This window comes from Salmonella sp. NW645 (assembly GCF_051703725.1).
Classification (GTDB): domain Bacteria; phylum Pseudomonadota; class Gammaproteobacteria; order Enterobacterales; family Enterobacteriaceae; genus Salmonella; species Salmonella enterica.
In genome coordinates, this window is the sequence record NZ_JAMMKR010000001.1 from 257,982 (window position 1) to 282,952 (window position 24,971).

The window sequence follows — 24,971 nt, forward strand, 5'->3', positions numbered from 1 at the left end:
AATGCAAACCGTTTTAGCGAAAATCGTCGCAGACAAGGCGATTTGGGTAGAAGCCCGCAAACAGCAACAGCCGCTGGCCAGTTTTCAAAATGAGATCCAGCCAAGTACACGCCATTTTTATGATGCGCTCCAGGGCGCGCGTACCGCCTTTATTCTGGAGTGTAAGAAAGCATCGCCATCAAAAGGCGTGATTCGCGATGATTTCGATCCGGCGCGTATTGCCAGTATTTATCAACATTACGCCTCGGCAATCTCGGTGCTCACCGACGAAAAATATTTTCAGGGGAGCTTCGATTTTCTGCCGGTCGTTAGCCAAAGCTCGCCGCAGCCGATTCTGTGTAAGGATTTTATTATCGATCCCTATCAGATCTACCTTGCCCGTTACTATCAGGCCGATGCCTGTTTACTGATGCTCTCGGTTCTGGATGACGAACAGTATCGCCAACTCTCCGCCGTCGCGCACAGTCTGAAAATGGGCGTGCTCACGGAGGTCAGTAATGACGAAGAACGGGAGCGCGCGATAGCGTTAGGCGCAAAAGTGGTAGGTATCAACAATCGCGATCTGCGCGATCTGTCGATTGATTTGAATCGCACCCGCCAGCTGGCGCCAAAACTGGGCCACGGCGTGACTGTCATCAGCGAGTCCGGGATTAACACCTATGGTCAGGTACGCGAACTGAGCCACTTCGCCAACGGTTTTTTAATTGGCTCCGCGTTAATGGCGCATGACGATCTTAACGCCGCCGTCCGTCGCGTGCTGCTTGGCGAGAATAAAGTCTGCGGCCTGACCCGCGCCCAGGACGCTAAAGCTGCCTGTGACGCTGGCGCAATATATGGCGGGTTGATTTTTGTACCCTCATCTCCGCGCGCGGTGAGCGTTGAGCAGGCGAGAGAAGTGATAAGCGCCGCGCCATTGCAGTATGTCGGCGTTTTCCAGGACGCTGATATCGCCGATGTTTGCCAGAAAGCTGCCGTCCTGCCGCTTTCTGCCGTACAGCTACATGGCAGCGAAGACCAGGCGTATGTCAACGCGCTGCGCGAGGCGTTGCCGCGCAATGTGCAAATCTGGAAGGCGCTGAGCGTTAGCGATGCCCTTCCCGCACGCGATTATCACCATGTCGATAAATACATTTTCGACAATGGGCAAGGCGGCAGCGGGCAGCGCTTCGACTGGTCACTGCTACAGGGGCAACCGCTGGATAATGTGTTACTGGCGGGCGGGCTGGCGGCCGATAACTGCGTCCAGGCGGCGCAAGTCGGCTGTGCCGGTCTCGATTTTAATTCAGGTGTGGAGTCACAGCCGGGCATCAAAGATGCTCGTCTTCTGGCCTCAGTTTTTCAGACACTGCGCGCATATTAAGGAAAAAACATGACAACACTTCTCAACCCCTACTTTGGTGAATTCGGCGGCATGTATGTGCCGCAGATCCTGATGCCTGCGCTGAACCAGCTTGAAGAGGCCTTCGTCAGCGCGCAAAAAGATCCTGAATTTCAGGCGCAATTCGCCGATCTGCTAAAAAACTACGCGGGACGCCCCACCGCGCTGACGAAATGTCAGAACATTACCGCCGGTACGCGTACCACGTTGTATTTAAAGCGCGAAGATTTACTGCACGGCGGCGCACACAAAACCAATCAGGTACTGGGTCAGGCGCTGCTGGCCAAACGGATGGGGAAAAGCGAGATTATCGCTGAAACCGGCGCCGGTCAGCACGGCGTCGCCTCTGCGCTCGCCAGCGCCCTGCTGGGTCTGAAATGCCGTATCTATATGGGCGCCAAAGACGTTGAGCGCCAGTCGCCGAACGTCTTCCGTATGCGTCTGATGGGCGCTGAGGTCATCCCGGTTCATAGCGGCTCTGCTACGCTAAAAGATGCCTGTAACGAGGCGCTGCGCGACTGGTCCGGTAGTTACGAAACCGCGCACTATATGCTCGGCACGGCGGCAGGACCGCATCCCTATCCCACCATCGTTCGCGAGTTCCAACGCATGATTGGCGAAGAGACGAAAGCGCAAATCCTCGACAAAGAGGGCCGTCTGCCAGATGCCGTTATCGCTTGCGTCGGTGGCGGCTCAAACGCTATCGGGATGTTTGCGGATTTTATTAATGATACCAGCGTCGGGCTAATAGGCGTTGAACCTGGCGGTCACGGTATTGAAACCGGCGAGCATGGCGCGCCGCTTAAACATGGTCGCGTTGGCATCTATTTCGGGATGAAAGCGCCGATGATGCAAACAGCGGACGGGCAAATTGAAGAGTCCTATTCCATTTCCGCCGGGCTCGATTTTCCGTCCGTTGGGCCGCAACATGCGTACCTGAACAGCATCGGACGCGCGGATTATGTCTCCATTACCGATGATGAGGCGCTGGAAGCCTTCAAAACGTTGTGCCGCCATGAGGGAATTATCCCGGCGCTGGAATCCTCCCACGCGTTGGCGCACGCTCTGAAAATGATGCGCGAGCAGCCGGAAAAAGAGCAACTGCTGGTGGTCAATCTCTCTGGCCGCGGAGATAAAGACATCTTTACCGTACACGATATCCTGAAAGCGCGAGGGGAAATCTGATGGAACGCTACGAAAATTTATTTGCACAGCTCAACGATCGCCGGGAAGGCGCTTTTGTCCCCTTCGTGACTCTGGGCGACCCTGGCATTGAACAGTCACTGAAAATTATCGACACACTGATTGACGCTGGCGCCGACGCTCTGGAGCTGGGGATTCCCTTCTCCGATCCGCTGGCCGATGGCCCTACCATCCAGAATGCGAACTTACGCGCCTTCGCCGCTGGCGTCACGCCGGCTCAGTGTTTTGAAATGCTGGCGCTGATTCGTGAAAAACACCCTACCATTCCGATTGGCCTGCTAATGTACGCGAATCTGGTGTTCAATAACGGCATAGATGCGTTCTATGCCCGTTGTGAACAGGTTGGCGTAGATTCCGTGCTGGTCGCAGATGTCCCGGTTGAAGAATCGGCCCCCTTCCGCCAGGCGGCGTTACGGCATAATATCGCGCCGATCTTCATCTGCCCGCCAAATGCGGATGACGATCTTCTGCGCCAGGTCGCATCTTACGGCCGCGGTTACACCTACCTGCTTTCGCGTTCGGGCGTCACCGGCGCGGAAAACCGTGGCGCATTGCCGTTGCATCATCTCATTGAGAAGCTTAAAGAGTACCATGCCGCGCCTGCGTTACAGGGTTTCGGTATCTCCTCGCCGGAACAGGTGTCTGCGGCCGTGCGTGCCGGGGCGGCTGGCGCTATCTCCGGCTCAGCCATTGTCAACATTATCGAGAAAAACCACACGTCTCCCGAACAGATGTTGGCGGAGCTCAGGTCCTTTGTCTCAGCGATGAAAGCCGCCAGCCGCGCATAACGGGTTAAGCCGTCAGCATAACGCTGGCGGCTTAATGAGAGGTTGCGCCGAACCAGAATCACGATTCAGGCGTACATCATCAATCTTTTTGGTGTTATTCCCTGTCCAGCTTTCAAAAAGTCTGAAGTCAATTTTTGCTAAGAAAACTCCTAATCACGCCGAAAAATTTAGCGTTTTCACGTCAATTTCCCCCGCCTTTATGTAAAGAAATGTCAATAAACAATGCATTAACGTTTCTATTGCCGCAGATAGTGACGTTTGTTATTAATAACAATGCAAAGCATTTACTGTTAAATCGCTTATTCTAAAAGAAAATATAGAATATATTATCTCTAAACCATTTTTTGTGCGTTATTTACGCGGTAAGTCACAACTATTTCCGACAATTTGACTAATCGGTTTAACCAACTAATTTTAATAGGGTGTCGACACGGTTAAAACCGATTTTTTCAGCAAGCAACGAGACAGGAGAAATAATATGGCCGAACATCGTGGTGGTTCAGGAAATTTCGCCGAGAATCGTGAAAAAGCATCTGAAGCGGGCCGCAAAGGCGGTCAGCATAGCGGCGGGAATTTCAAAAACGATCCGCAACGAGCTTCTGAAGCCGGTAAAAAAGGTGGTCAGAATAGTCACGGCGGACGTAAATCCGATAATTCCTGATTTACTGTAATGTAAATATAACACATGCTTTTATCAAGCAATCTGCGAGTCTTCTGGCTCGCAGTATTTTGCCCAGGAGAATTAGATTTATGAATATTAAAACCGTTGAAGACCTTTTTATCCATCTACTTTCAGATACCTATAGTGCAGAAAAACAATTAACCAAGGCTCTTTCTAAACTAGCCAGAGCCACGTCCAATGAAAAATTAAGCCAGGCCTTTCAATCTCATCTTGAAGAAACCCAGGGTCAGATTGAACGTATTGATCAGATCGTCGAATCTGAATCTGGCATTAAACTGAAAAGAATGAAATGCGTCGCTATGGAAGGGCTGATTGAAGAAGCCAATGAAGTCATCGAAAGTACGGAGAAAAACGAAGTACGCGATGCAGCGCTTATCGCCGCGGCGCAAAAAGTCGAGCATTACGAAATCGCCAGCTACGGCACGCTTGCCACCCTGGCCGAGCAGCTTGGCTATAGCAAAGCATTAAAACTGCTCAAAGAAACCCTCGACGAGGAAAAACAAACTGATTTAAAACTTACCGATTTAGCAGTCAGCAATGTTAATAAAAGTGCTGAACGCAAATCGAAATAATATTTTTAATTATCAGCTTGCATGATTCCGATTTTATTATCGGAGCAGATTATCACGCATTGAGGAATTTAAAATGAATTATACTGAACATTATCATGACTGGCTTCGTGACGCCCATGCCATGGAAAAACAGGCAGAATCGATGCTTGAATCTATGGCCAGCCGTATTGAAAATTATCCTGATATAAAAGCCAGAATTGAACAACATATTAGTGAAACCAAACATCAAATTACCATGCTCGAAGAAGTATTGGACCGTAATGGCATTTCTCGTTCGGTGTTGAAAGACTCCATGAGTAAAATGGCAGCAATGGGGCAATCTATCGGTGGCATGTTCCCTTCCGATGAAATTGTCAAAGGCTCAATTAGCGGTTATGTTTTCGAGCAGTTCGAAATTGCTTGTTATACCTCCCTGCTGGCGGCGGCAAAAAAAGCTGGTGACACGGCCTCAATTCCGACGATTGAAGCCATTCTGAAAGAAGAAATGCAAATGGCTGACTGGCTTATCAAACATATTCCGCAGACAACGGAACAATTTTTACTGCGATCTGAAGCAGATGGCGTTGAAGCCAAAAAATAAATAATAAGCAGGAGGCAATATGTTTCGACACGTAAAACAACTTCAATATACTGTGCGAGTGAGCGAACCTAATCCTGGATTAGCGAACCTGCTGCTGGAACAGTTTGGCGGCCCGCAGGGCGAACTGGCGGCTGCCTGCCGCTACTTCACGCAAGGTTTAAGCGATGATGATGCCGGTCGTAGAGAGATGTTAATGGACATCGCCACCGAGGAGCTGAGTCATCTGGAAATTATCGGCTCACTGGTAGGAATGCTTAATAAAGGCGCTAAAGGCGAGCTGGCGGAAGGCACCGAAAGCGAAGCGGAACTTTATCGCTCGCTGACGCAGAATGGTAATGACAGCCATATCACCTCTCTGCTGTATGGCGGCGGCCCTGCGTTGACAAACTCCGGCGGCGTACCGTGGACCGCGGCTTATATTGATACTATCGGCGAAGTCACAGCCGATCTACGCTCAAACATCGCGGCAGAGGCGCGAGCGAAGATCATTTATGAACGCCTGATTAATCTGACCGACGATCCTGGCGTAAAAGACACGCTCAGTTTCTTAATGACCCGTGAAGTCGCGCACCAGCTCTCTTTTGAAAAGGCGCTGTATTCGATTCGTAACAACTTCCCGCCGGGTAAATTACCGCCAGTAGAACAGTATACCGACGTGTACTACAACATGTCGCAAGGCGACGATCCGCGAGGTAGCTGGAATAGCGATGAGAACTTCAACTATGTCGCAGAACCGATGCCTGCTGTTGATGGCGGCGATGGCCTGGCGACAGTGAAATTGCCGCGCGAGCAGCTGGCGCTGCTCAAAGCGATGGCAGAAAGAACGAAATCGGACCCCACCGTTGATCCTCTCACTGGCGCAGAACTAGGCTGCGGCGAACCGAAAGAAGACAAGTGAGTTCCGACAAGTAAAATCCGTGTGTCATGTCCTTTTTTGACCCCGCCTGGCGGGGTCTTTTTTCGTCACAACATCACGCGATTAGAAACGATAGCCTGCCGAGAACATAAATACCCATGGGTCCAGACGCACGCTGTCATGCTGCTGAACGCCGCCCATTTTATAATTGGCGGTAGTATCAATATCCATGTACCAGACAGAGGCGCCAATTAACCAGTCGCGGTTAATCAGGTAATCTACCCCAACTTGCCCTGCCGCGCCCCAGGAATCCTTAAAGCTCAGATCGGACAGCCCGGCATTTTTACCATTATCGTTAAAGCCGTTATCGAAGAAGGTGGTGTAGTTCACCCCTACGCCGACATAAGGACGCACTTTGCTGCTGGAATCGCCGAAGTACCACTGCGCCATTAACGTTGGCGGTAACAGGTGGACCGTGGCGATATCGCCCGTCGCGCCTGTACCCACCTTATGGCGGAACGGCGTGGCCGCCAGCAATTCAACCCCGATATTGTCCGTCGCCATGTAAGTGAATGTCAGGCCGAGTTGCGTGTTATTACTCACATCAAACCCGTTTAAATGCCCCAGCGTACCACCCGCCCCTTCTGTAGGTCTGACGGTTGCCGGACCTGCACGCATAAAGAATTCTCCGGCTTCGTGCGCGAACGCGCTGCCTGAGAGAAGAGTTGTTAACGCCAGTGCCGCCACTGTAAATTTTTTCATACCCGCTCCATCGTTATGGTTATAAAAGCGTGATGAATATACCCACAATGAAGTAATAAGTGATCTAACACAGATCACATTTGTTCTTATAATTTAACATTTATTGATCCAGATTAATTTAAAACTTGTATTGAAAATCCTGGTTATAGGAATTCAGATCAATTTTGACATATTCACGCTATGCAAATATTTGTCTGCTCCTGTTGCCCTGGCGATAAAGGCTGGCTAAGGTAATCAATGTCCCGCAATGGCGCGTGGCGTTAAGATTCGCGAACACTGCGGGACAGATTAATTTCCGTTGTAATCTATTGATACGTGAGTTTTTTGCAGGTGAATCATGAGCGTTCTTAACCCATGCATGACATGCGGTGCCTGTTGTGCCTATTTTCGTGTCTCCTTTTATTGGGCTGAAGGCGACGATGCCAGCGGACGCGTTCCGGCATCATTAACCGAGCCTGTTACTCCTTTTTTACGTTGTATGGCCGGTACCAACCAAAAACAGCCGCACTGTAAAGCGCTAATTGGCACGCCGGGTGAAAACGTCAGTTGCGCTATTTATGAAAACCGCCCTTCAACCTGTCGCGAATTTTCGATATCGGGCGAAGGAGGCGAAGTGAATGAGGCGTGCAATCGCGCCCGCGCGCGATACGGATTACCGCCGCTTTACAAAGATATGCTTTTCCATACAACTGCTGATGCTGCCACTGTAGAGTTATCCAGGGTACAATTGCCCGCAAATTAACACCTGCAAAACTCAAGGAGAGTGCATGTCTATCACGGCGAAGTCCGTTTACCGTGACGCCGGAAATTTTTTCCGAAATCAATTTATTACTATCTTGCTGGTTTCGTTGCTGTGCGCATTTATCACGGTGGTCTTAGGTCATGCCTTTTCACCCAGCGATGCGCAAATCGCGCAACTCAGTGAAGGAGAACATCTGGCAGGCAGCGCTGGCCTGTTTGAGCTGGTACAAAATATGACGCCGGAGCAGCAGCAGATCCTGTTGCGCGCCTCTGCCGCCTCGACGTTTTCCGGGCTTATCGGCAACGCTATTCTGGCCGGCGGTATCATCCTGATGATTCAATTAGTTTCAGCGGGACATCGGGTTAGCGCGCTGCGCGCTATCGGCGCCAGCGCCCCTGCATTGCCTAAACTGTTTATTCTTATTTTTCTGACTACCCTGTTAGTGCAAATCGGTATAATGCTGATTGTCGTTCCGGGGATTATTATGGCCATTGTGCTGGCGCTTGCGCCAGTGATGTTGGTTGAAGAGAAAATGGGCGTGTTTGCCGCAATGCGCAGCAGTATGCGTTTGGCCTGGGCTAACATGAGACTGGTCGCGCCTGCGGTGATAGGCTGGTTACTGGCTAAAACATTGCTATTGCTGTTCGCGCCCAGCTTCGCTGTACTGACCCCAAATGTAGGCGCTGTACTGGCGAATACGTTGAGCAATCTGATTTCCGCAGTATTGCTTATCTACTTATTCCGCCTGTATATGTTGATTCGCCAATAATCCGCAATGCGCCGTTACGCGGCGCATTCGACGCTCGTTGATGATGGAATCGAAGAATGAAGCAGTTTCTGGATTTTTTACCGCTGGTTGTCTTTTTTGCGTTTTATAAACTTTATGACATCTATGCGGCGACCTCCGCACTGATTGTCGCGACGGCAATCGTGCTGATTTATAGCTGGGTGCGTTATCGGAAAATAGAGAAGATGGCGCTGATTACCTTTGTTCTGGTTGCCGTCTTCGGCGGTCTGACGCTCTTCTTCCATAACGATGAATTTATTAAATGGAAGGTGACGGTTATTTATGCGCTGTTCGCCGGCGCGCTGTTAATAAGCCAGTGGGTGATGAAAAAACCGTTAATCCAACGTATGTTAGGTAAAGAACTGGCGTTGCCGCAGCAGGTCTGGTCAAAGCTGAACCTGGCGTGGGCGCTGTTTTTTATTGCGTGCGGTCTGGCTAACATTTATATCGCCTTCTGGTTGCCGCAAAATATCTGGGTTAACTTTAAGGTCTTCGGACTCACGGCGCTGACGCTCATTTTTACCCTGCTGAGCGGCGTCTATATCTACCGGCATCTGCCACAGGAAGATAAATCATAACCCTCCCGTGACTTATCATCGCCAGACTGCGAACGCCTGGCGATATTTTCTCCGCCTTTACGCCCTGCGCTTTCCCGTCAGTACCTTTATTCCCTCTATTCTCCACACAAAATTCATAGTAGCATCGCGGCTGTAATTTTTTCTGATAGTCGGTTTTACAATGACAACAATGGATAATACTCCTCAGGGCGAGCTGGTTTTACGTACATTGGCCATGCCTGCCGATACCAATGCGAACGGCGATATTTTTGGCGGCTGGCTGATGTCGCAAATGGATATTGGCGGCGCGATACTGGCCAAAGAGATCGCGCACGGTCGGGTTGTAACCGTACGCGTGGAAGGAATGACATTTCTGCGCCCCGTCGCGGTTGGCGATGTCGTATGCTGCTACGCGCGCTGCGTTAAACGCGGTACGACGTCTATTAGCATCAATATTGAAGTCTGGGTAAAAAAAGTCGCGTCAGAACCGATTGGACAGCGCTACAAGGCCACCGAGGCGCTGTTTATTTATGTTGCCGTCGATCCGGACGGTAAACCTCGCCCGCTCCCGGTTCAGGGTTAAGTATACCCGCTTACGCCGCCAGCAGGTGATGGTAATATTCCTACTGGCGGCGCCAGAGTTACTCAATCTGCGCCGTACCGTTCAGACGGAAGATAATATTGACCACCAGCCCGGACCCCGGCTTGCCTGCTTCATAGCGCCATTTGCGCATCGCATTCTTAACTTCACGCTCAAACATATTGGCCGGCTGCGCGGACAGAATCTGTACATTTTCCACTCGCCCAGCAGAGGTCACGTCAAACTTCACCTTTACGCGGCCTTCAATACGTAACGCCTGTGCTCGCGCCGGATACTGCGGCTGGTTACGGCTCAGAGCGCGAGGTCCAGTGGGCACGCTCACCGCCGGCTTGCTGGTCGCCGACGCGGTGCTGCTTGTTGGCCGCGCCGGGGCGCTATTTTCAAACGGTGAGGCAGGACGCGGCTCGGCCGGTTTGACTTCGCGCTTCGGCTGCTCTTCAACCTTTTTCACCGGTTTCGGTTTCGGCTTGGGTTTTGGCTTAGGTTTGGGTTTCTCAATCACCACGGGCGCTTCTTTAGGCGGTTCAGGGATCGGCTCTGGCTCCGGTTCGGGTTCAACCACCGGCTCCGGCGGCGGCTGAACCGCCTGGGGCGGCTCCAGGTCGGCGGGTGAAACCATTGTCACCGTGATAGGCTGCGCTGGCGCAGGCAATTCAATAACCTGATGTACCGAGGTATAGAGCAAACCCGCCACTACAGCACCATGAATGCCTACGGAAAGGAGTGTCGGCCAGGGAAAGCGACGAGGTAAATCAAGGGTCATTGAAGTCATAATCGTTTCAGTTGAAAAACCAGAGCTGAATTTTAAATGCAAATAGCAATCATATTCAATAAGGCATTGCTGATAGCGGCATTTAAAAGATGATATCGCACAAAAACACCACACAAAATGTGCATGTTTAACAAAGTCGGTATCTTTACATTGCAGTTAAATGCCCTTTCCAATAACGTAATCAGCAACTTTTACCGATTAAGGAGCTCTACCCGTGCTGTATGTTATTTACGCTCAGGATAATGCCAACTCGCTTGAAAAACGCCTCTCGGTACGGCCCGCGCATCTGGCGCGCCTGCAACTTCTGCATGATGAAGGGCGATTATTAACTGCCGGGCCGATGCCCGCAGTGGACAGTAACGATCCTGGGGTAGCCGGATTTACCGGGTCAACGGTGATCGCTGAATTTGAATCTTTAGAAGCGGCGCAATCCTGGGCTGATGCGGACCCCTACGTCGCAGCGGGCGTCTATGCGCAGGTTTCGGTCAAACCATATAAGAAGATCTTTTGAAAAGGATGGCCTGTTGGGCACCGCATACGGTGCCCTTTCTGGCTCACACACCGTGAATCGCAAAGAGTAATGAATTACGCTGACGATTAAAGATGCATTTCCTGATGGTATGGATACGCATATTACGGCGTGATTGCCCTTCAAGCCAACGCGCTTTACGGCGGCTCGCCTGACGTAGCATTCGCCAGCGCCCCACTTCCGTTCTACTACGCTTCATGTTTACGACTCTCACTGTAACAGAAGCGCCATTATACCCCCTCGCCGGATGCAGACCAGCGCTTTTCCCGTGTTTTTATTTGCCATGTGAATCCTGACGCGTAAACTCTTAACAACACGCTTTCTAAAGGATTTTTAAAGTTATGACAACCTTCTACACCGTGGTGAGTTGGCTGGTCATTTTGGGATACTGGGTTCTCATTGCCGGCGTCACATTACGTATTCTAATGAAACGGCGCGCAGTTCCCTCCGCAATGGCCTGGTTATTAATCATCTATATCCTTCCGCTGGTCGGGATCATCGCCTATTTGTCCGTGGGCGAATTGCATTTAGGCAAACGTCGCGCCGAGCGTGCCCGTGCCATGTGGCCGTCTACCGCCAAATGGTTGAATGACCTCAAAGCCTGCAAACACATTTTCGCGCAAGAAAACAGTAGCGTCGCATCGTCCTTGTTTAAGCTGTGCGAACGACGTCAGGGGATTGCGGGCGTCAAAGGCAACCAGTTGCAATTGCTTACCGACTCCGATGATGTCATGCAGGCGCTTATTCGCGATATCCAACTGGCGCGGCATAATATCGAAATGGTGTTTTACATCTGGCAGCCAGGCGGCATGGCGGATCAGGTCGCTGAATCGTTAATGGCCGCCGCCCGCCGTGGCATCCACTGCCGGCTTATGCTGGATTCCGCGGGTAGCGTCGCTTTCTTCCGCAGCCCCTGGGCGGCCATGATGCGTAACGCTGGCATTGAAGTCGTAGAGGCGCTGAAGGTGAATCTGATGCGCGTCTTTTTACGCCGTATGGATCTTCGCCAGCACCGTAAAATGGTGATGATTGACAATTACATCGCCTATACCGGCAGTATGAATATGGTGGACCCGCGTTTTTTCAAACAGGATGCCGGCGTTGGGCAATGGGTCGATTTAATGGCGCGGATGGAGGGCCCCGTGGCGACAGCAATGGGGATTGTTTACTCCTGCGATTGGGAAATTGAGACGGGTAAACGCATTCTGCCTCCCCCGCCGGATGTGAATATTATGCCGTTTGAGCAGGCCAGCGGGCATACCATTCATACCATTGCTTCCGGTCCTGGTTTTCCGGAGGATCTCATTCACCAGGCACTATTAACCGCCACCTATGCTGCGCGCGAATATTTAATTATGACCACGCCATATTTCGTCCCCAGCGACGATCTGCTGCACGCCATTTGTACCGCTGCGCAGCGCGGCGTGGATGTCAGTATTATCCTGCCCCGTAAAAATGATTCACTGCTCGTCGGCTGGGCCAGTCGCGCCTTTTTCAGCGAGTTACTGGCGGCGGGCGTGAAAATCTATCAGTTCGAAGGCGGGCTGTTGCATACCAAAAGCGTACTGGTCGATGGCGAACTGAGCCTGGTCGGTACCGTGAATCTCGACATGCGTAGCCTGTGGCTTAATTTCGAGATTACGCTGGTCATTGATGATACGGGTTTCGGCGCCGATCTGGCTGCGGTACAGGACGATTATATTTCGCGCTCCCGCCTGTTAGATGCGCGTTTGTGGGTAAAACGTCCGTTATGGCAGCGTATTACCGAGCGATTGTTTTACTTCTTTAGTCCATTGTTGTAAAACGTGACCAACATGAGTAAACAGGTAGTCACTATGGAAATGGATCTGAACAATCGCCTGACTGAAGACGAAACGCTTGAGCAGGCTTACGATATTTTTCTTGAGCTGGCGGCGGATAATCTTGATCCGGCTGATATCATTCTGTTCAATTTGCAATTCGAGGAGCGCGGTGGCGCGGAGTTGTTTGATCCCGCTGAAGACTGGCAAGAGCACGTCGATTTTGACCTGAATCCAGACTTTTTTGCCGAGGTGGTGATTGGCCTGGCGGATACCGAAGACGGCGAAATTAACGACATTTTTGCCCGCGTTCTGCTGTGCCGGGAAAAGGACCACAAGCTGTGCCATATTCTCTGGCGCGAATAAGCGGTTCAGGCCGGATGGCGTTTGATTGCGCCCTCCGGCAAGCCTGTTTAATCCGGTAGCTTACTGCCGCATCGGTTACAATATTGCGCGCTATGTTCATGCTGGCTTTGCTGGCACTGCGGACATTTTCGCTGCCAGTGACGTTTTTGAAACGCGCTGCTCATGTGCGTGGTAATCAGTCCTGTGGGAATCGCAATCACCGAATAACCAATCAAAATAAGCATCGACGCGACAATACGTCCCAGCGGCGTATGCGGCGTAATATCACCGTACCCCACGGTTGTGACTGTCACTATCGCCCAATACACCGAGGCATTAAGCGTCGTGAAGCCATATTTCGGTCCTTCAATAAGATACATCAGGGCACCGAAAATAATCATCACGATCGCAATAAATGAATAGAACAGAATAAGCTGATGACGCGCGCTAATAATGGCGCTCCAGAATACGCGCAGAGATGGCATAAAGCGTAGCAGTTTAAGAATACGCAGCACGCGAATCGCTCGCATAGCACGCCAGGCAAACATATAGTTCAGGCTAATTTCCGGCCACAGCCACATGACGTACAGCGGCAAAATCGTCACCAGATCAATAAATCCCCAAAAACTAAAAACGTATTTTGTCGGGTCGGGCCAGCTAAACAGTCTGAGCAAGTATTCACCGGTAAATATCAGGGTAACGCAGAGCTCCAGCCAGACAAAAATATGCCATTCATCAAATGTCAGGTGATATTCCGTTCCTACGCCTGATTCAACAAAAATGACCAGTACGCTAAGCAGCGCAAACAGCGCGCATAACCCTTCAAAACGGCGACCTGAGCGCGTAGTCAAATCGAACAGATTATGATAAAGACGACGGCGAACCGACGACAAAGAAAGTGACACGGTAACCTCACCTAAAAGAAGGGCTGACGAATTGTCAGCCCTTGCGATTATAACGGGTCTACTTTAAGGCAGGAAACGGCATGGCGAAAACTCCCTTCCAGCACCGGTCGCGTTAGCGCGCATTCTGGCCCGGCTAGCGGACAGCGTGTACGGAACACGCAGCCGGAAGGTGGGTTAATGGGCGAAGGTAATTCGCCCTCCAGCAATTGTATCTTCTTATTTCGCTCCAGATCGGGATCGGGAATCGGTACCGCCGACATCAGCGCTTTGGTATAAGGATGCAGTGGGTTATGGTACACCTCATCATAGGTGCCCAATTCTACCGCATGACCGAGATACATCACCAGGACACGATCGGATATGTGCTTTACGACCGCCAGATCGTGCGCAATAAAAATCAACGACAGCCCCATCTCTCGCTGTAACTGCTGGAGCAAATTCACCACCTGCGCCTGAATAGAAACGTCCAGCGCCGACACCGGCTCATCGCAAATAATAAGCTTAGGTTCCAGGATCAACGCCCGGGCGATACCGATGCGCTGGCACTGCCCCCCGGAAAATTCATGGGGATAACGGTTAATGAGATTCGGCAGCAGCCCCACTTTCAGCATCATGGCTTTCACGCGGTCACGCACGTCCTGGCGCGAAAGTTTAGGATGATAAGTGCGCAGCGGTTCAGCGATAATTTCGCCAATCGTCATTCGCGGGTTGAGTGACGCCAGCGGGTCCTGGAAAATCATCTGGATATCGCTGCGCACTTCGCGCCACTCATCCGCTTTCATGCCCAGCAGATCTTTTCCCAGCCAGGCGACTTTACCGTCCGTCGCCTTCACCAGACCAATAATGGCGCGCGCAAACGTCGACTTGCCGCAGCCGGATTCCCCCACCACGCCCAGCGTTTCGCCTTCATACAGGCGTAGCGTAACGCCGTCCACCGCTTTCAGAGTTTTCGGCGGTTGCCAGAACCACTGCTTCCCTTCTTTGATATCAAAATGTACTTTCAGATCGGCGATTTCGAGGAGAACTTTACGTTGTTCAATCACAGCATTCATAGCAGTTCCTCCACCGGTTTAAAACAGGCGCGCAAGCGACCAGGACTGAACGCTTCAAGTGGCGGCGCATTATTGCAGATCTCCATCGCATGAGGACAACGCGGCTGGAACGGACAACCTTTAGGCAAACGCAATAAATTGGGAGGATTGCCCGGAATCGTCAGCATTTCCGCCCCCTCGCTATCCAGACGCGGCACCGCATTAAGCAGGCCTATCGAATACGGATGAACGGGCTGATAAAAGACATCGCGCGCCTTACCGTATTCCATGGTACGCCCGGCATACATTACCAGGACCTTATCGCAAATACCCGCGACCACACCCAGATCGTGGGTAATCATGATAATGGCGGTATTAAATTCGCGCTTTAGCTCATTAAGCAAGGTCATAATCTGCGCCTGCACGGTAACATCAAGCGCGGTGGTAGGCTCATCGGCAATAAGCAGTTTCGGCCTGCACAACAGCGCCATCGCAATCATCACACGTTGACGCATTCCGCCGGAAAATTCGTGCGGGTACATTTTCATCCGTTTGCGCGCTTCCGGCATTTTTACGGCATCCAGCATTCTGACGGACTCTTCAAAAGCTTCCGCTTTGCTCATCCCTTTATGCAGCATCAGGACTTCCATTAACTGCTCCCCAACGCGCATATAAGGATTTAGCGAGGTCATCGGGTCCTGAAAAATCATCGAAATCTGTTCTGCGCGCAGCGTATTCAGTTCGCGCTCAGGTAAATTAAGAATTTCACGTCCGTTAAAGGTCGCGGAACCGCCGATTCGACCATTCGTCGCCAGCAGTCCCATTAATGCGAACGCCGTTTGCGATTTCCCCGATCCAGACTCGCCAACAATACCTAACGTTTCTCCAGCGCGAAGCGTAAAGTTCAGATCGTTGACCGCCGTCACATCACCATCAGGCGTAGCGAACGTAACACGAAGATCGTTTACCTCCAGCAGTACATTCGCCGATTGCGGCGCCTGAGTTGCGGTTTCTGATAAGCTCATGGCTGTACTCCTTAACGATCTTTCGGGTCGAGGGCATCACGCAGGCCATCGCCAATAAAGTTAAAACAGAATAACGTCACCACGAGAAAGCCAGCCGGAAACAGCAGCAGCCACGGTGAGACTTCCATTGAATTTGCGCCATCGCTCAACAACGCTCCCCAACTGCTTAACGGTTCCTGCGTCCCAAGCCCCAGGAAACTGAGGAAAGACTCAAACAGAATCATGCTGGGCACCAGCAACGATGCATACACTACCACTACGCCCAGGACGTTAGGCACAATATGGCGGATCACAATGCTGGCGGTCGACACACCACCCACCTGCGCGGCTTCGATGAACTCTTTACGTTTAAGACTTAGGGTTTGGCCACGCACGATACGCGCCATATCAAGCCAGGAGACCATGCCGATGGCGACGAAAATCAACAGAATGTTCTGCCCAAAAAACGTCACCAGCAAAATCACAAAGAACATAAACGGGAACGAGTTGAGGATCTCCAACAACCGCATCATCACAGAATCAATTTTGCCGCCCAGATAGCCGGACAGCGAGCCATACAGCGTTCCAACAATGACCGCCACCAGCGCGGCGGCAATCCCGACCATCAATGAGATACGCCCGCCGATGGCAACGCGCACCAACAGATCGCGCCCGGAAGAGTCAGTGCCGAAATAGTGACCGGACGCCATATCCGGCGCGCTGGACATCATGCCCCAGTCGGTATCGAAATAGGTAAATTGCGACAGCATAGGAGCCACTGTCACGAATAAGGCTATCAGAAACAGGACAATAAGACTGGCCACCGCCGCACGGTTATGCATAAAGCGCCGACGGGCATCTTGCCAAAGGCTGCGACCTTCCACCTCCAGCTTTTCACTGAAATTTTCCAGCGTCTCGCTGTTTTTCTTACTTAACATCATCGCGAGCTCCAGTATCAATAGCGAATTTTCGGGTCGATAACGGCATAGAGCACATCGACAATGGCGTTAAACAATATGGTCAGAGCCCCGACTAAAATGGTCAAACTTAACACCAGCGAGTAATCGCGGTTGAGCGCGCCATTAACGAAAAGCTGCCCAATGCCCGGTAAGCCATAAATAGTTTCAATCACCATTGAGCCGGTAATAATGCCGACAAAGGCTGGCCCCATATAGGATAAAACCGGCAGCAGCGCAGGTTTTAACGCATGGCGGAAGATGATTCTGCGCATCGGTAATCCTTTTGCCCGCGCGGTACGAATAAAGTTCGAATGCAGAACTTCAATCATTGAGCCGCGCGTAATACGAGCGATGCTGGCAATATAGGCCAGTGAAAGCGCGACCATCGGCAGGATCATAAATTTTAACGCCCCGCCGTTCCAGCCGCCGCCAGGCAGCCATTGCAAGGTTATCGCAAAGACCATCACCAGTAGCGGCGCTACCACAAAACTGGGGATAACGACGCCGGTCATGGCAAATCCCATCACCGTATAATCCCATCGCGTATTTTGCTTTAACGCGGCAATCACGCCAGCGCTGACACCAATAATGACCGCCAGTAAAAAAGCGGCGGCGCCAAGTTTCGCCGAAACGGGGAAGCTGGCGGCAACCAGATCGTTGACCGTGTAATCTTTGTATTTAAACGATGGTCCAAAATCGCCATGCGCCAGCTGCTTCAGGTAGCTGAAGTACTGCGTCATGATGGGATCGTTCAGATGATATTTTGCTTCAATATTGGCCAGCACTTCCGGCGGCAATGCGCGCTCGCCGGTAAAAGGGCTACCCGGCGCGAGGCGCATCATAAAGAAAGAGATGGTAATAAGAATAAACAGCGTCGGAATCGCTTCCAGACAGCGGCGTAAAATAAATTTCAACATTGCCCGTACCTTCTGGCCTGTGCCTTTACTTCCCGGACGTGACAAACAGATCCGCCAGGGAACGTTATAGTGCGATGAAAAAAGACACCATGGGACAACCGCAGTTGTCCCATGTCTTGCCATTAATGTTTGATAATATATAAGTTTTTCACATAAATATTATCCAGCGGGTCTTTACCGGTATACCCGCCCACCCAGGGTTTCACCAGGCGCGCGTTAACGTAGTAATACACCGGCACAATAGCCGAGTCTTTATCTAACTGCTGCTCCGCTTTAGCGTAGAGTTCGCTGCGCTGCGTATCGTCCGCCACTTTCAGCGTGTCGGCAATCAGCTTATCAAACGCCGGGCTCTTATAATGCGCGGTGTTATTTGAACTGTCGGACAACATGGTATTCAGGAACGAGGTCGGTTCATTATAATCTGCGCACCACCCGGCTCTGGCGACATCAAAGGTGCCCTGATGACGGGTATCCAGGAAGGTTTTCCATTCCTGATTCTCCAGATTCACATTGACACCCAGATTTTTCTTCCAGATAGACGCCACGGCAATGGCCAGTTTTTTATGCAGATCGGAGGTGTTATACAGCAGGTCGAATGTTAAGGGCTTATCCGCCGTAAAGCCGGCTTCAGCCAACAATTTCTTCGCTTCTTCATTACGCTTTTGCTGGGACCATTTGAACCACTCAGGCTCTACCAGTTTTGCGCCATCGGTATACGGCGGCGTGTAGCTATAAGCGGGTAAATCGCCCTGATTTTTAACCTTATTAACAATAATGTCGCGATCTAACGCCAGTTTCAGCGCGGTACGCACGCGGACATCGTTAAACGGCGCTTTTTGATTATTAATTTCGTAATAATAGGTACACAAATAAGGGTCTACGCGGACTTCATTCGGGATCTCTTTTTTCAGTTTCTGGAATAATTCGATCGGCATATTGTTATAAGTCATATCGATCTCGCCGCTGCGGTAGCGGTTCACATCCGTCACCTCCGAAGAGATAGGCAAATAAGTTACCTGATTGATGACGGTTTTGGCGTTATCCCAGTATTGCGGGTTACGCTCCAGCACGATACGTTCGTTCACCACCCAGTTTTTTAACTTATAAGCGCCGTTAGTGACAATATTGGCTGGTTGCGTCCATTTATCGCCAAATTTTTCGACCGCTGATTTCGGTACAGGAGACACTGAAGGGTGGACCAACAATTTGTAGAAATAAGGCACCGGCTCACTTAAGGTCACTTCAAAGGTGTGATCATCAAGCGCTTTTACCCCCAGATCGGTGGCGGGTTTTTTACCGGCGATAATGTCATCGATATTAGCGATATGACCGTATTGCAGATAGCTGGCGTACGGCGATGCCGTATTAGGATCGGCCAGGCGTTGCCAGCTATAAACGAAATCATGGGCGGTGACAGGCGTACCATCTGACCATTTCGCATTTTCACGTAGATGGAATGTCCAGACTTTAAAATCTTTATTTTCCCATTTTTCCGCGACGCCCGGTGAAGGATGCCCCTCGACATCACTAATTAATAAGCCTTCAAAGAGGTCACGGCTGACGTTCGATTCCGGCACGCCTTCAATTTTATGCGGGTCGAGAGACTGCACTTCTGATCCATTATTACGTACCAACGTTTGCTTGTCGGCTAACTGAACACCGGCGGGCACGTCTGCCGCAGTCGCGGCGCTGGCGGCGATGAGCGCAGTGAGTATTCCCGCTGCAATCAAACTTTTTTTCGTGATGTTAGACATTGTGTTTGTACTCCACTCATTATAATTACTGGTTTTTACCAGCCTGTTTAATCCCGTCAGGGCTCCTGTACAGCACTGGTGGTGTACTGCCAGGTCTGTCACTGCTTTTGCTATCACCGACTTTATTTATTCTGACGATTCGTTCGATCGCCTTTCGTCGATTCGGTATACGACGTACCTGCCCACGTCGCACGTTATTTCTGACAACCATGTAAATGAAAATAGTTATCAACAATGTGAAATCTTCTGCAAAATGTTTGGCCGAAAAGTATCAAATGCGTTTCTGAACCGCCAATTCATTTTACAATTTTGTTAACCAATTCTCTTTTATGGAAAATTTCCTGCCCAGAAAAACAGTTAAAGAATGTTAAAAAGCTTTAATTTATTATTTATAATCAATAACTTGAAAGAAAACCACCTCGCTGTCACATCGTAGGATATACCTGCGCCAGAAAACACACACAAATTTAACAAATACTCATTATTTAGCACATTCATCTACGATGGAGCTGAAACAACTAATAACATTTCAATAATCCTTCATCAAGCCCCAGAGTATGGTGTGAATAAAATAACAGACCTACCGCTTCTCACGGACTCAGTAATGTTGATAATAGTTTGATTAATAAAAATAAATATCGTTAGATTATATTAGTATTTTTTATCATTAAAACGCTGAATGCTTATCAAAGTAAGAAGTGTTACGTGGGAATGTCACTGGAAATGTCACAAGGCGGCTCCCTTAGGGCACCGCCTGTAAATCAACAGGTGGGAGTTTAGTTGAGCAAGCCGGGGAAAATGCCTTTTATTCCTGTGACAATAAATTCGATGCCGAGCGCCATTAACAACAACCCCATGATTCGGGTAATAACGTTGATACCGGTTTGCCCCAGCAAACGAACCAGCCACGGCGCCATACGGAACACGCCCCAGCAGCAAAGCGCAAAAAGCGCAATAGCAACTGAAAAACCAAGCAAATGCGCGATACTGTGATAACGCGTCCCCCAGACGATAGTGGAGCTAATCGCCCCTGGCCCCGCCATTAACGGCAGCGCTAACGGCACAACGCCAATGCTCTCGCGTATGGCCGTCTCTGACTTTTCTTGCTTGTTTTGTTTATCTTCCCCCAGCTTCCCGCTGATCATCGACATTGCAATGGTGACAACCAGGATACCGCCCGCAATTCTGAACGAGTCAATAGAAATACCAAACAGCTGCAGGATGCCATCGCCGAGGAATAAGGAACTCCACAAGATAATCGCAACCGACAGATTCGCGGTGAGGTTAGTTTTATTACGCGCCGTGGCCGTCTGGTAGCTGGTCATGCTGATGAAAACGGGGATAATCCCCACCGGGTTAACCAGCGCAAAGAGCCCGATAAAAAACTTAAAGTAAACAGGAAAATCAAAAAGCGGTTGAATCACGGTTAGCTCCGAAGCGTTAGCCGGATGAAGTCAATGTTCGTTAATGATCAAAACGCGCAGAAGATACGCCTTTTATTCGCATAGTTCACCTCTTATCTACACCTAATTTCATCCATTCATCGCTGTTATTTATATGTACTCGTTATGCTAATCCACTCACTCTTCATGACAACGATTTCTTAACAATTTACATAAAAGGCTAAAATGGCCTGCTGAAAGGTGTCAGCTTTGCGTAATCTTGATTTAGATCACACAATCGCTACTCAGAAGTGAGTAATCTTGCTTACGCCACCTGGACGTAACGCGTTAGAGTTAAATGATACTAACGCAGAAGCTCTTTTAGTAAATCAGAGCGAAACGGACGTTAAGTAACCACCTGAATTTCAGGCATTTATACAAAGTATCGTCGATCTGTCTATACTCACGTATCGCGCAGATGATTTACTAAAAAAGTTTAACATTATCAGGAGAGCATTATGGCTGTTACTAATGTCGCTGAACTTAACGCACTCGTAGAGCGTGTAAAAAAAGCCCAGCGTGAATATGCCAGTTTCACTCAAGAACAGGTCGACAAAATCTTCCGCGCCGCCGCTCTGGCAGCCGCTGATGCCCGCATTCCGCTGGCCAAAATGGCCGTCGCCGAATCCGGTATGGGTATCGTGGAAGACAAAGTGATTAAAAACCACTTCGCTTCTGAATATATTTACAATGCCTATAAAGATGAAAAAACCTGCGGCGTGCTGTCTGAAGACGACACCTTCGGGACCATCACCATTGCTGAACCTATCGGCATTATTTGCGGTATCGTTCCAACCACTAACCCGACCTCTACCGCGATCTTCAAATCGCTGATTAGCCTGAAGACCCGTAACGCCATCATCTTTTCTCCGCATCCGCGCGCTAAAGAAGCAACCAACAAAGCGGCAGACATCGTTCTGCAAGCGGCTATCGCTGCCGGCGCGCCGAAAGATCTGATTGGCTGGATCGATCAACCTTCCGTAGAACTGTCTAATGCGCTGATGCACCACCCGGATATTAACCTGATCCTTGCGACGGGCGGTCCAGGCATGGTTAAAGCAGCATACAGCTCCGGTAAACCTGCTATCGGCGTAGGCGCAGGCAACACCCCGGTTGTCATTGATGAAACCGCTGATATCAAACGCGCTGTGGCGTCTGTTCTGATGTCTAAAACCTTCGATAACGGCGTAATCTGTGCTTCTGAACAGTCTGTTGTCGTTGTTGATTCCGTCTATGATGCCGTTCGCGAACGTTTCGCCAGCCACGGCGGCTACATGCTGCAGGGCCAGGAGCTGAAAGCGGTTCAAAACGTTATCCTGAAAAATGGCGCTCTGAACGCCGCTATCGTCGGTCAGCCAGCCTACAAAATCGCTGAACTGGCAGGCTTCTCCGTACCAGAAACCACCAAGATTCTGATCGGTGAAGTTACAGTCGTTGATGAAAGCGAACCGTTCGCACACGAAAAACTGTCTCCGACTCTGGCGATGTATCGTGCGAAAGATTTCGAAGAAGCGGTAGAAAAAGCAGAAAAACTGGTCGCTATGGGCGGTATCGGTCACACCTCCTGCCTGTACACTGACCAGGATAACCAGCCAGAACGCGTTGCTTACTTCGGTCAGATGATGAAAACTGCGCGTATCCTGATCAACACCCCGGCCTCTCAGGGTGGTATCGGTGATCTGTACAACTTCAAACTCGCACCTTCCCTGACGTTGGGTTGTGGTTCCTGGGGTGGTAACTCCATCTCTGAAAACGTTGGTCCGAAACACCTGATCAACAAGAAAACCGTTGCTAAGCGAGCTGAAAACATGTTGTGGCACAAACTTCCGAAATCTATCTACTTCCGCCGTGGCTCTCTGCCCATCGCGCTGGATGAAGTGATTACTGATGGCCACAAACGTGCGCTCATCGTGACTGACCGCTTCCTGTTCAACAACGGCTATGCAGACCAGATCACCTCTGTGCTGAAAGCGGCTGGCGTTGAAACCGAAGTCTTCTTCGAAGTTGAAGCCGACCCGACGCTTTCCGTTGTTCGCAAAGGCGCTGAGCTGGCTAACTCTTTCAAACCAGACGTGATCATCGCGCTGGGCGGCGGTTCCCCGATGGACGCCGCGAAAATCATGTGGGTCATGTACGAACATCCGGAAACTCACTTCGAAGAACTGGCGCTGCGCTTTATGGACATCCGTAAACGTATCTACAAGTTCCCGAAAATGGGCGTGAAAGCGAAAATGATCGCCGTCACCACCACTTCCGGTACCGGTTCTGAAGTCACACCGTTTGCGGTTGTGACCGACGATGCAACCGGTCAGAAATATCCGCTGGCTGACTATGCCCTGACCCCGGATATGGCGATTGTCGACGCCAACCTGGTGATGGATATGCCGAAGTCCCTGTGTGCGTTCGGTGGTCTGGATGCGGTGACTCACGCCCTGGAAGCTTACGTTTCCGTACTGGCTTCTGAGTTCTCTGACGGTCAGGCTCTGCAGGCTCTGAAACTGCTGAAAGAAAACCTGCCGGCGTCTTACCACGAAGGGTCTAAAAACCCGGTTGCGCGTGAACGTGTTCACAGTGCAGCGACTATCGCCGGTATCGCGTTTGCCAACGCCTTCCTCGGTGTATGTCACTCCATGGCGCACAAACTGGGCTCTCAGTTCCACATTCCGCACGGTCTGGCGAACGCCCTGCTGATTTGTAACGTTATCCGCTACAACGCGAATGACAACCCGACCAAGCAGACCGCTTTCAGCCAGTACGATCGTCCGCAGGCACGCCGCCGTTACGCTGAAATTGCTGACCACCTGGGCCTGAGCGCGCCGGGCGACCGTACCGCCGCTAAGATTGAAAAACTGCTGGCATGGCTGGAAAGCATTAAAGCTGAGCTGGGTATTCCTAAGTCTATCCGTGAAGCAGGCGTACAGGAAGCTGACTTCCTGGCACACGTTGACAAACTGTCTGAAGATGCCTTCGATGACCAGTGCACCGGCGCTAACCCGCGTTATCCGCTGATCTCCGAACTGAAACAGATTCTGCTGGATACCTACTACGGTCGTGATTTCACCGAAGGTGAAGTTGCAGCGAAGAAAGACGTCGTTGCCACACCGAAAGCAGAGAAAAAAGCGAAAAAATCCGCTTAATTCGTTATCTGCTTTAGCATGACAATAACGGCCTCAATTGAGGCCGTTTTTTTTATTTTACCTGTTTATCTGATGCCTGAAGGCGCTATGCTTACCATCTGACCTACGCGCTCACGGCACGCCCTTCGTCAGGAGGCCTGAATAATGACCTCCAAAGCGCTACAGGGCGTTTTATAAGCCGATCTTTCTCAGTATCATATGTGCCGATGACGCTCCTGAATCGCCGTCAGTGAGCCCTCCTCCAGCGCGTCCTTATAATGCTTACGGCAAACTGAAACGTAGCGTTCATTCCCGCCAATAACCACCTGTTCGCCTTCGTTATAAGGCCTGCCGTCCTGATCAAGTCGCAGAACCATACTGGCTTTACGACCGCAGAAACAGATAGTTTTTAATTCCACCAGCTTATCTGACCATGCCAGCAAGTATTGGCTGCCGACAAAGAGCTCCCCACGAAAGTCTGTTCGTAGCCCATAGCAGAGTACTGGAATATCTAATTTGTCGACAACCTCGGATAATTGATAAACCTGCTGGCGAGTCAAAAACTGGCTTTCGTCGACTAACACGCAATGTATTGTCTGCCGCGCGCTCTCGGCACGAATCTCTTCAAACAAGGATGTATTTTGGTTAAACAATTTTGCCGGCGACGACAAACCGATACGAGAGCTGACTTTGCCTGCGCCGAAACGATCGTCGATTTCCGCCGTATATACGACGGTACGCATCCCGCGTTCCTGATAATTGTATGAAGATTGCAGCAGTGCAGTCGACTTACCCGCATTCATTGCCGAATAGTAGAAATATAGCTGTGCCATTGGTCGCAGGACCTCACCTGAGTGAAATAAAGATTGGCGGGATTGTACCATAATTTA

Annotated in this window: 26 protein-coding genes; 15 read left to right on the forward strand and 11 right to left on the reverse strand. The window is 50.5% G+C overall.

Going from position 1 to position 24,971, the window contains the following annotated elements:
- The first annotated feature begins 1 nt into the window (after position 1).
- From trpCF to NA389_RS01295, 7 genes are all read left to right on the forward strand, one after another.
- Positions 2–1,360, forward strand: coding sequence for a bifunctional indole-3-glycerol-phosphate synthase TrpC/phosphoribosylanthranilate isomerase TrpF (trpCF, locus tag NA389_RS01265; RefSeq protein ID WP_001195303.1), 1,359 nt, complete (start codon positions 2–4; stop codon positions 1,358–1,360).
- Between the two features lie 9 nt (positions 1,361–1,369).
- Entirely contained in the window at positions 1,370–2,563 is a 1,194-nt protein-coding gene (trpB, locus tag NA389_RS01270; protein WP_000209485.1) for a tryptophan synthase subunit beta, read from the forward strand.
- A complete protein-coding gene (trpA, locus tag NA389_RS01275) occupies positions 2,563–3,369 on the forward strand; it encodes a tryptophan synthase subunit alpha (RefSeq protein WP_000443021.1) in 807 nt (268 codons plus the stop codon). The genes trpB and trpA overlap by 1 nt, the downstream gene beginning before the upstream one ends.
- 478 nt (positions 3,370–3,847) lie before the next feature.
- Positions 3,848–4,030: a general stress protein gene (locus NA389_RS01280; protein WP_000807657.1), complete on the forward strand. Its 183-nt coding sequence runs from the start codon at positions 3,848–3,850 to the stop codon at positions 4,028–4,030.
- Positions 4,031–4,119: 89 nt separating this feature from the next.
- On the forward strand, positions 4,120–4,623 hold the full coding sequence (locus tag NA389_RS01285; RefSeq protein ID WP_001022826.1) for a YciE/YciF ferroxidase family protein: 504 nt from the start codon (positions 4,120–4,122) through the stop codon (positions 4,621–4,623).
- Positions 4,624–4,696: 73 nt separating this feature from the next.
- Positions 4,697–5,203, forward strand: a complete 507-nt coding sequence (locus tag NA389_RS01290) for a ferritin-like domain-containing protein (protein ID WP_001109977.1) — start codon at positions 4,697–4,699, stop codon at positions 5,201–5,203.
- 19 nt (positions 5,204–5,222) lie between these two features.
- The gene (locus NA389_RS01295; RefSeq protein WP_000488353.1) at positions 5,223–6,101 is read left to right on the forward strand and encodes a manganese catalase family protein; all 879 of its coding nucleotides are present in this window, start codon (positions 5,223–5,225) and stop codon (positions 6,099–6,101) included.
- Positions 6,102–6,182: 81 nt separating this feature from the next.
- On the opposite strand, the gene ompW is transcribed toward NA389_RS01295, so the two are convergent.
- The gene (ompW, locus tag NA389_RS01300; protein ID WP_000714802.1) at positions 6,183–6,821 is read right to left on the reverse strand and encodes an outer membrane protein OmpW; all 639 of its coding nucleotides are present in this window, start codon (positions 6,819–6,821) and stop codon (positions 6,183–6,185) included.
- A gap of 337 nt (positions 6,822–7,158) precedes the next feature.
- On the opposite strand from ompW, the gene NA389_RS01305 reads away from it, so the two are divergent.
- The 4 genes from NA389_RS01305 to yciA all read left to right on the forward strand — a co-directional run bounded on the left by NA389_RS01305 (position 7,159) and on the right by yciA (position 9,490).
- The gene (locus NA389_RS01305) at positions 7,159–7,563 is read left to right on the forward strand and encodes a YkgJ family cysteine cluster protein (protein WP_000114955.1); all 405 of its coding nucleotides are present in this window, start codon (positions 7,159–7,161) and stop codon (positions 7,561–7,563) included.
- Positions 7,564–7,588: 25 nt separating this feature from the next.
- A complete protein-coding gene (locus tag NA389_RS01310; RefSeq protein ID WP_000028507.1) occupies positions 7,589–8,332 on the forward strand; it encodes a YciC family protein in 744 nt (247 codons plus the stop codon).
- Between the two features lie 56 nt (positions 8,333–8,388).
- The gene (locus NA389_RS01315; protein ID WP_000808682.1) at positions 8,389–8,928 is read left to right on the forward strand and encodes a septation protein A; all 540 of its coding nucleotides are present in this window, start codon (positions 8,389–8,391) and stop codon (positions 8,926–8,928) included.
- Positions 8,929–9,088: 160 nt separating this feature from the next.
- Positions 9,089–9,490, forward strand: a complete 402-nt coding sequence (yciA, locus tag NA389_RS01320) for an acyl-CoA thioester hydrolase YciA (protein WP_000210317.1) — start codon at positions 9,089–9,091, stop codon at positions 9,488–9,490.
- A 58-nt stretch (positions 9,491–9,548) separates the two neighbouring features.
- Here the strand turns inward: yciA and tonB are convergent, their stop codons facing one another.
- Complete coding sequence (gene tonB / locus NA389_RS01325; RefSeq protein WP_023137495.1) at positions 9,549–10,271, reverse strand: TonB system transport protein TonB; 723 nt, start codon at positions 10,269–10,271, stop codon at positions 9,549–9,551.
- 223 nt (positions 10,272–10,494) lie between these two features.
- Here tonB and NA389_RS01330 point away from each other — a divergent pair, with 223 nt between their 5' ends.
- Positions 10,495–10,791, forward strand: a complete 297-nt coding sequence (locus NA389_RS01330) for a YciI family protein (RefSeq protein ID WP_000967605.1) — start codon at positions 10,495–10,497, stop codon at positions 10,789–10,791.
- Positions 10,792–10,834: 43 nt separating this feature from the next.
- Here NA389_RS01330 and NA389_RS01335 read toward each other — a convergent pair whose 3' ends face one another.
- Positions 10,835–11,008, reverse strand: a complete 174-nt coding sequence (locus tag NA389_RS01335; RefSeq protein WP_001531561.1) for a YciY family protein — start codon at positions 11,006–11,008, stop codon at positions 10,835–10,837.
- Between the two features lie 142 nt (positions 11,009–11,150).
- On the opposite strand from NA389_RS01335, the gene cls reads away from it, so the two are divergent.
- On the forward strand, positions 11,151–12,611 hold the full coding sequence (gene cls / locus NA389_RS01340) for a cardiolipin synthase (RefSeq protein WP_000206886.1): 1,461 nt from the start codon (positions 11,151–11,153) through the stop codon (positions 12,609–12,611).
- Positions 12,612–12,644: 33 nt separating this feature from the next.
- Positions 12,645–12,974 (forward strand): HI1450 family dsDNA-mimic protein, encoded by a 330-nt coding sequence (locus NA389_RS01345; RefSeq protein WP_000425070.1) that lies wholly within the window; start codon positions 12,645–12,647, stop codon positions 12,972–12,974.
- A gap of 47 nt (positions 12,975–13,021) precedes the next feature.
- Here NA389_RS01345 and NA389_RS01350 read toward each other — a convergent pair whose 3' ends face one another.
- From NA389_RS01350 to NA389_RS01380, 7 genes are all read right to left on the reverse strand, one after another.
- Positions 13,022–13,858, reverse strand: a complete 837-nt coding sequence (locus NA389_RS01350) for an ion transporter (RefSeq protein WP_000059072.1) — start codon at positions 13,856–13,858, stop codon at positions 13,022–13,024.
- Positions 13,859–13,905: 47 nt separating this feature from the next.
- Positions 13,906–14,910 carry a murein tripeptide/oligopeptide ABC transporter ATP-binding protein OppF gene (gene oppF, locus NA389_RS01355; RefSeq protein WP_000994697.1) on the reverse strand — a complete coding sequence of 335 codons (1,005 nt, stop codon included), beginning with the start codon at positions 14,908–14,910 and terminating at the stop codon, positions 13,906–13,908.
- Positions 14,907–15,914 (reverse strand): ABC transporter ATP-binding protein, encoded by a 1,008-nt coding sequence (locus NA389_RS01360; RefSeq protein ID WP_000058861.1) that lies wholly within the window; start codon positions 15,912–15,914, stop codon positions 14,907–14,909. Before NA389_RS01360 ends, oppF begins: the two co-directional genes overlap by 4 nt.
- An 11-nt stretch (positions 15,915–15,925) precedes the next feature.
- Positions 15,926–16,834, reverse strand: coding sequence for an oligopeptide ABC transporter permease OppC (gene oppC, locus NA389_RS01365; protein ID WP_000979653.1), 909 nt, complete (start codon positions 16,832–16,834; stop codon positions 15,926–15,928).
- A 14-nt stretch (positions 16,835–16,848) separates the two neighbouring features.
- A complete protein-coding gene (gene oppB / locus NA389_RS01370; RefSeq protein WP_000911097.1) occupies positions 16,849–17,769 on the reverse strand; it encodes an oligopeptide ABC transporter permease OppB in 921 nt (306 codons plus the stop codon).
- Between the two features lie 122 nt (positions 17,770–17,891).
- Positions 17,892–19,523 carry an oligopeptide ABC transporter substrate-binding protein OppA gene (gene oppA, locus NA389_RS01375; protein ID WP_001521098.1) on the reverse strand — a complete coding sequence of 544 codons (1,632 nt, stop codon included), beginning with the start codon at positions 19,521–19,523 and terminating at the stop codon, positions 17,892–17,894.
- 776 nt (positions 19,524–20,299) lie between these two features.
- Entirely contained in the window at positions 20,300–20,947 is a 648-nt protein-coding gene (locus tag NA389_RS01380) for a YchE family NAAT transporter (RefSeq protein WP_000615840.1), read from the reverse strand.
- A gap of 476 nt (positions 20,948–21,423) precedes the next feature.
- On the opposite strand from NA389_RS01380, the gene adhE reads away from it, so the two are divergent.
- Positions 21,424–24,102, forward strand: a complete 2,679-nt coding sequence (adhE, locus tag NA389_RS01385; RefSeq protein ID WP_000301679.1) for a bifunctional acetaldehyde-CoA/alcohol dehydrogenase — start codon at positions 21,424–21,426, stop codon at positions 24,100–24,102.
- Positions 24,103–24,296: 194 nt separating this feature from the next.
- Here adhE and tdk read toward each other — a convergent pair whose 3' ends face one another.
- Positions 24,297–24,914: a thymidine kinase gene (gene tdk, locus NA389_RS01390; RefSeq protein ID WP_000068097.1), complete on the reverse strand. Its 618-nt coding sequence runs from the start codon at positions 24,912–24,914 to the stop codon at positions 24,297–24,299.
- Positions 24,915–24,971: the final 57 nt, after the last annotated feature.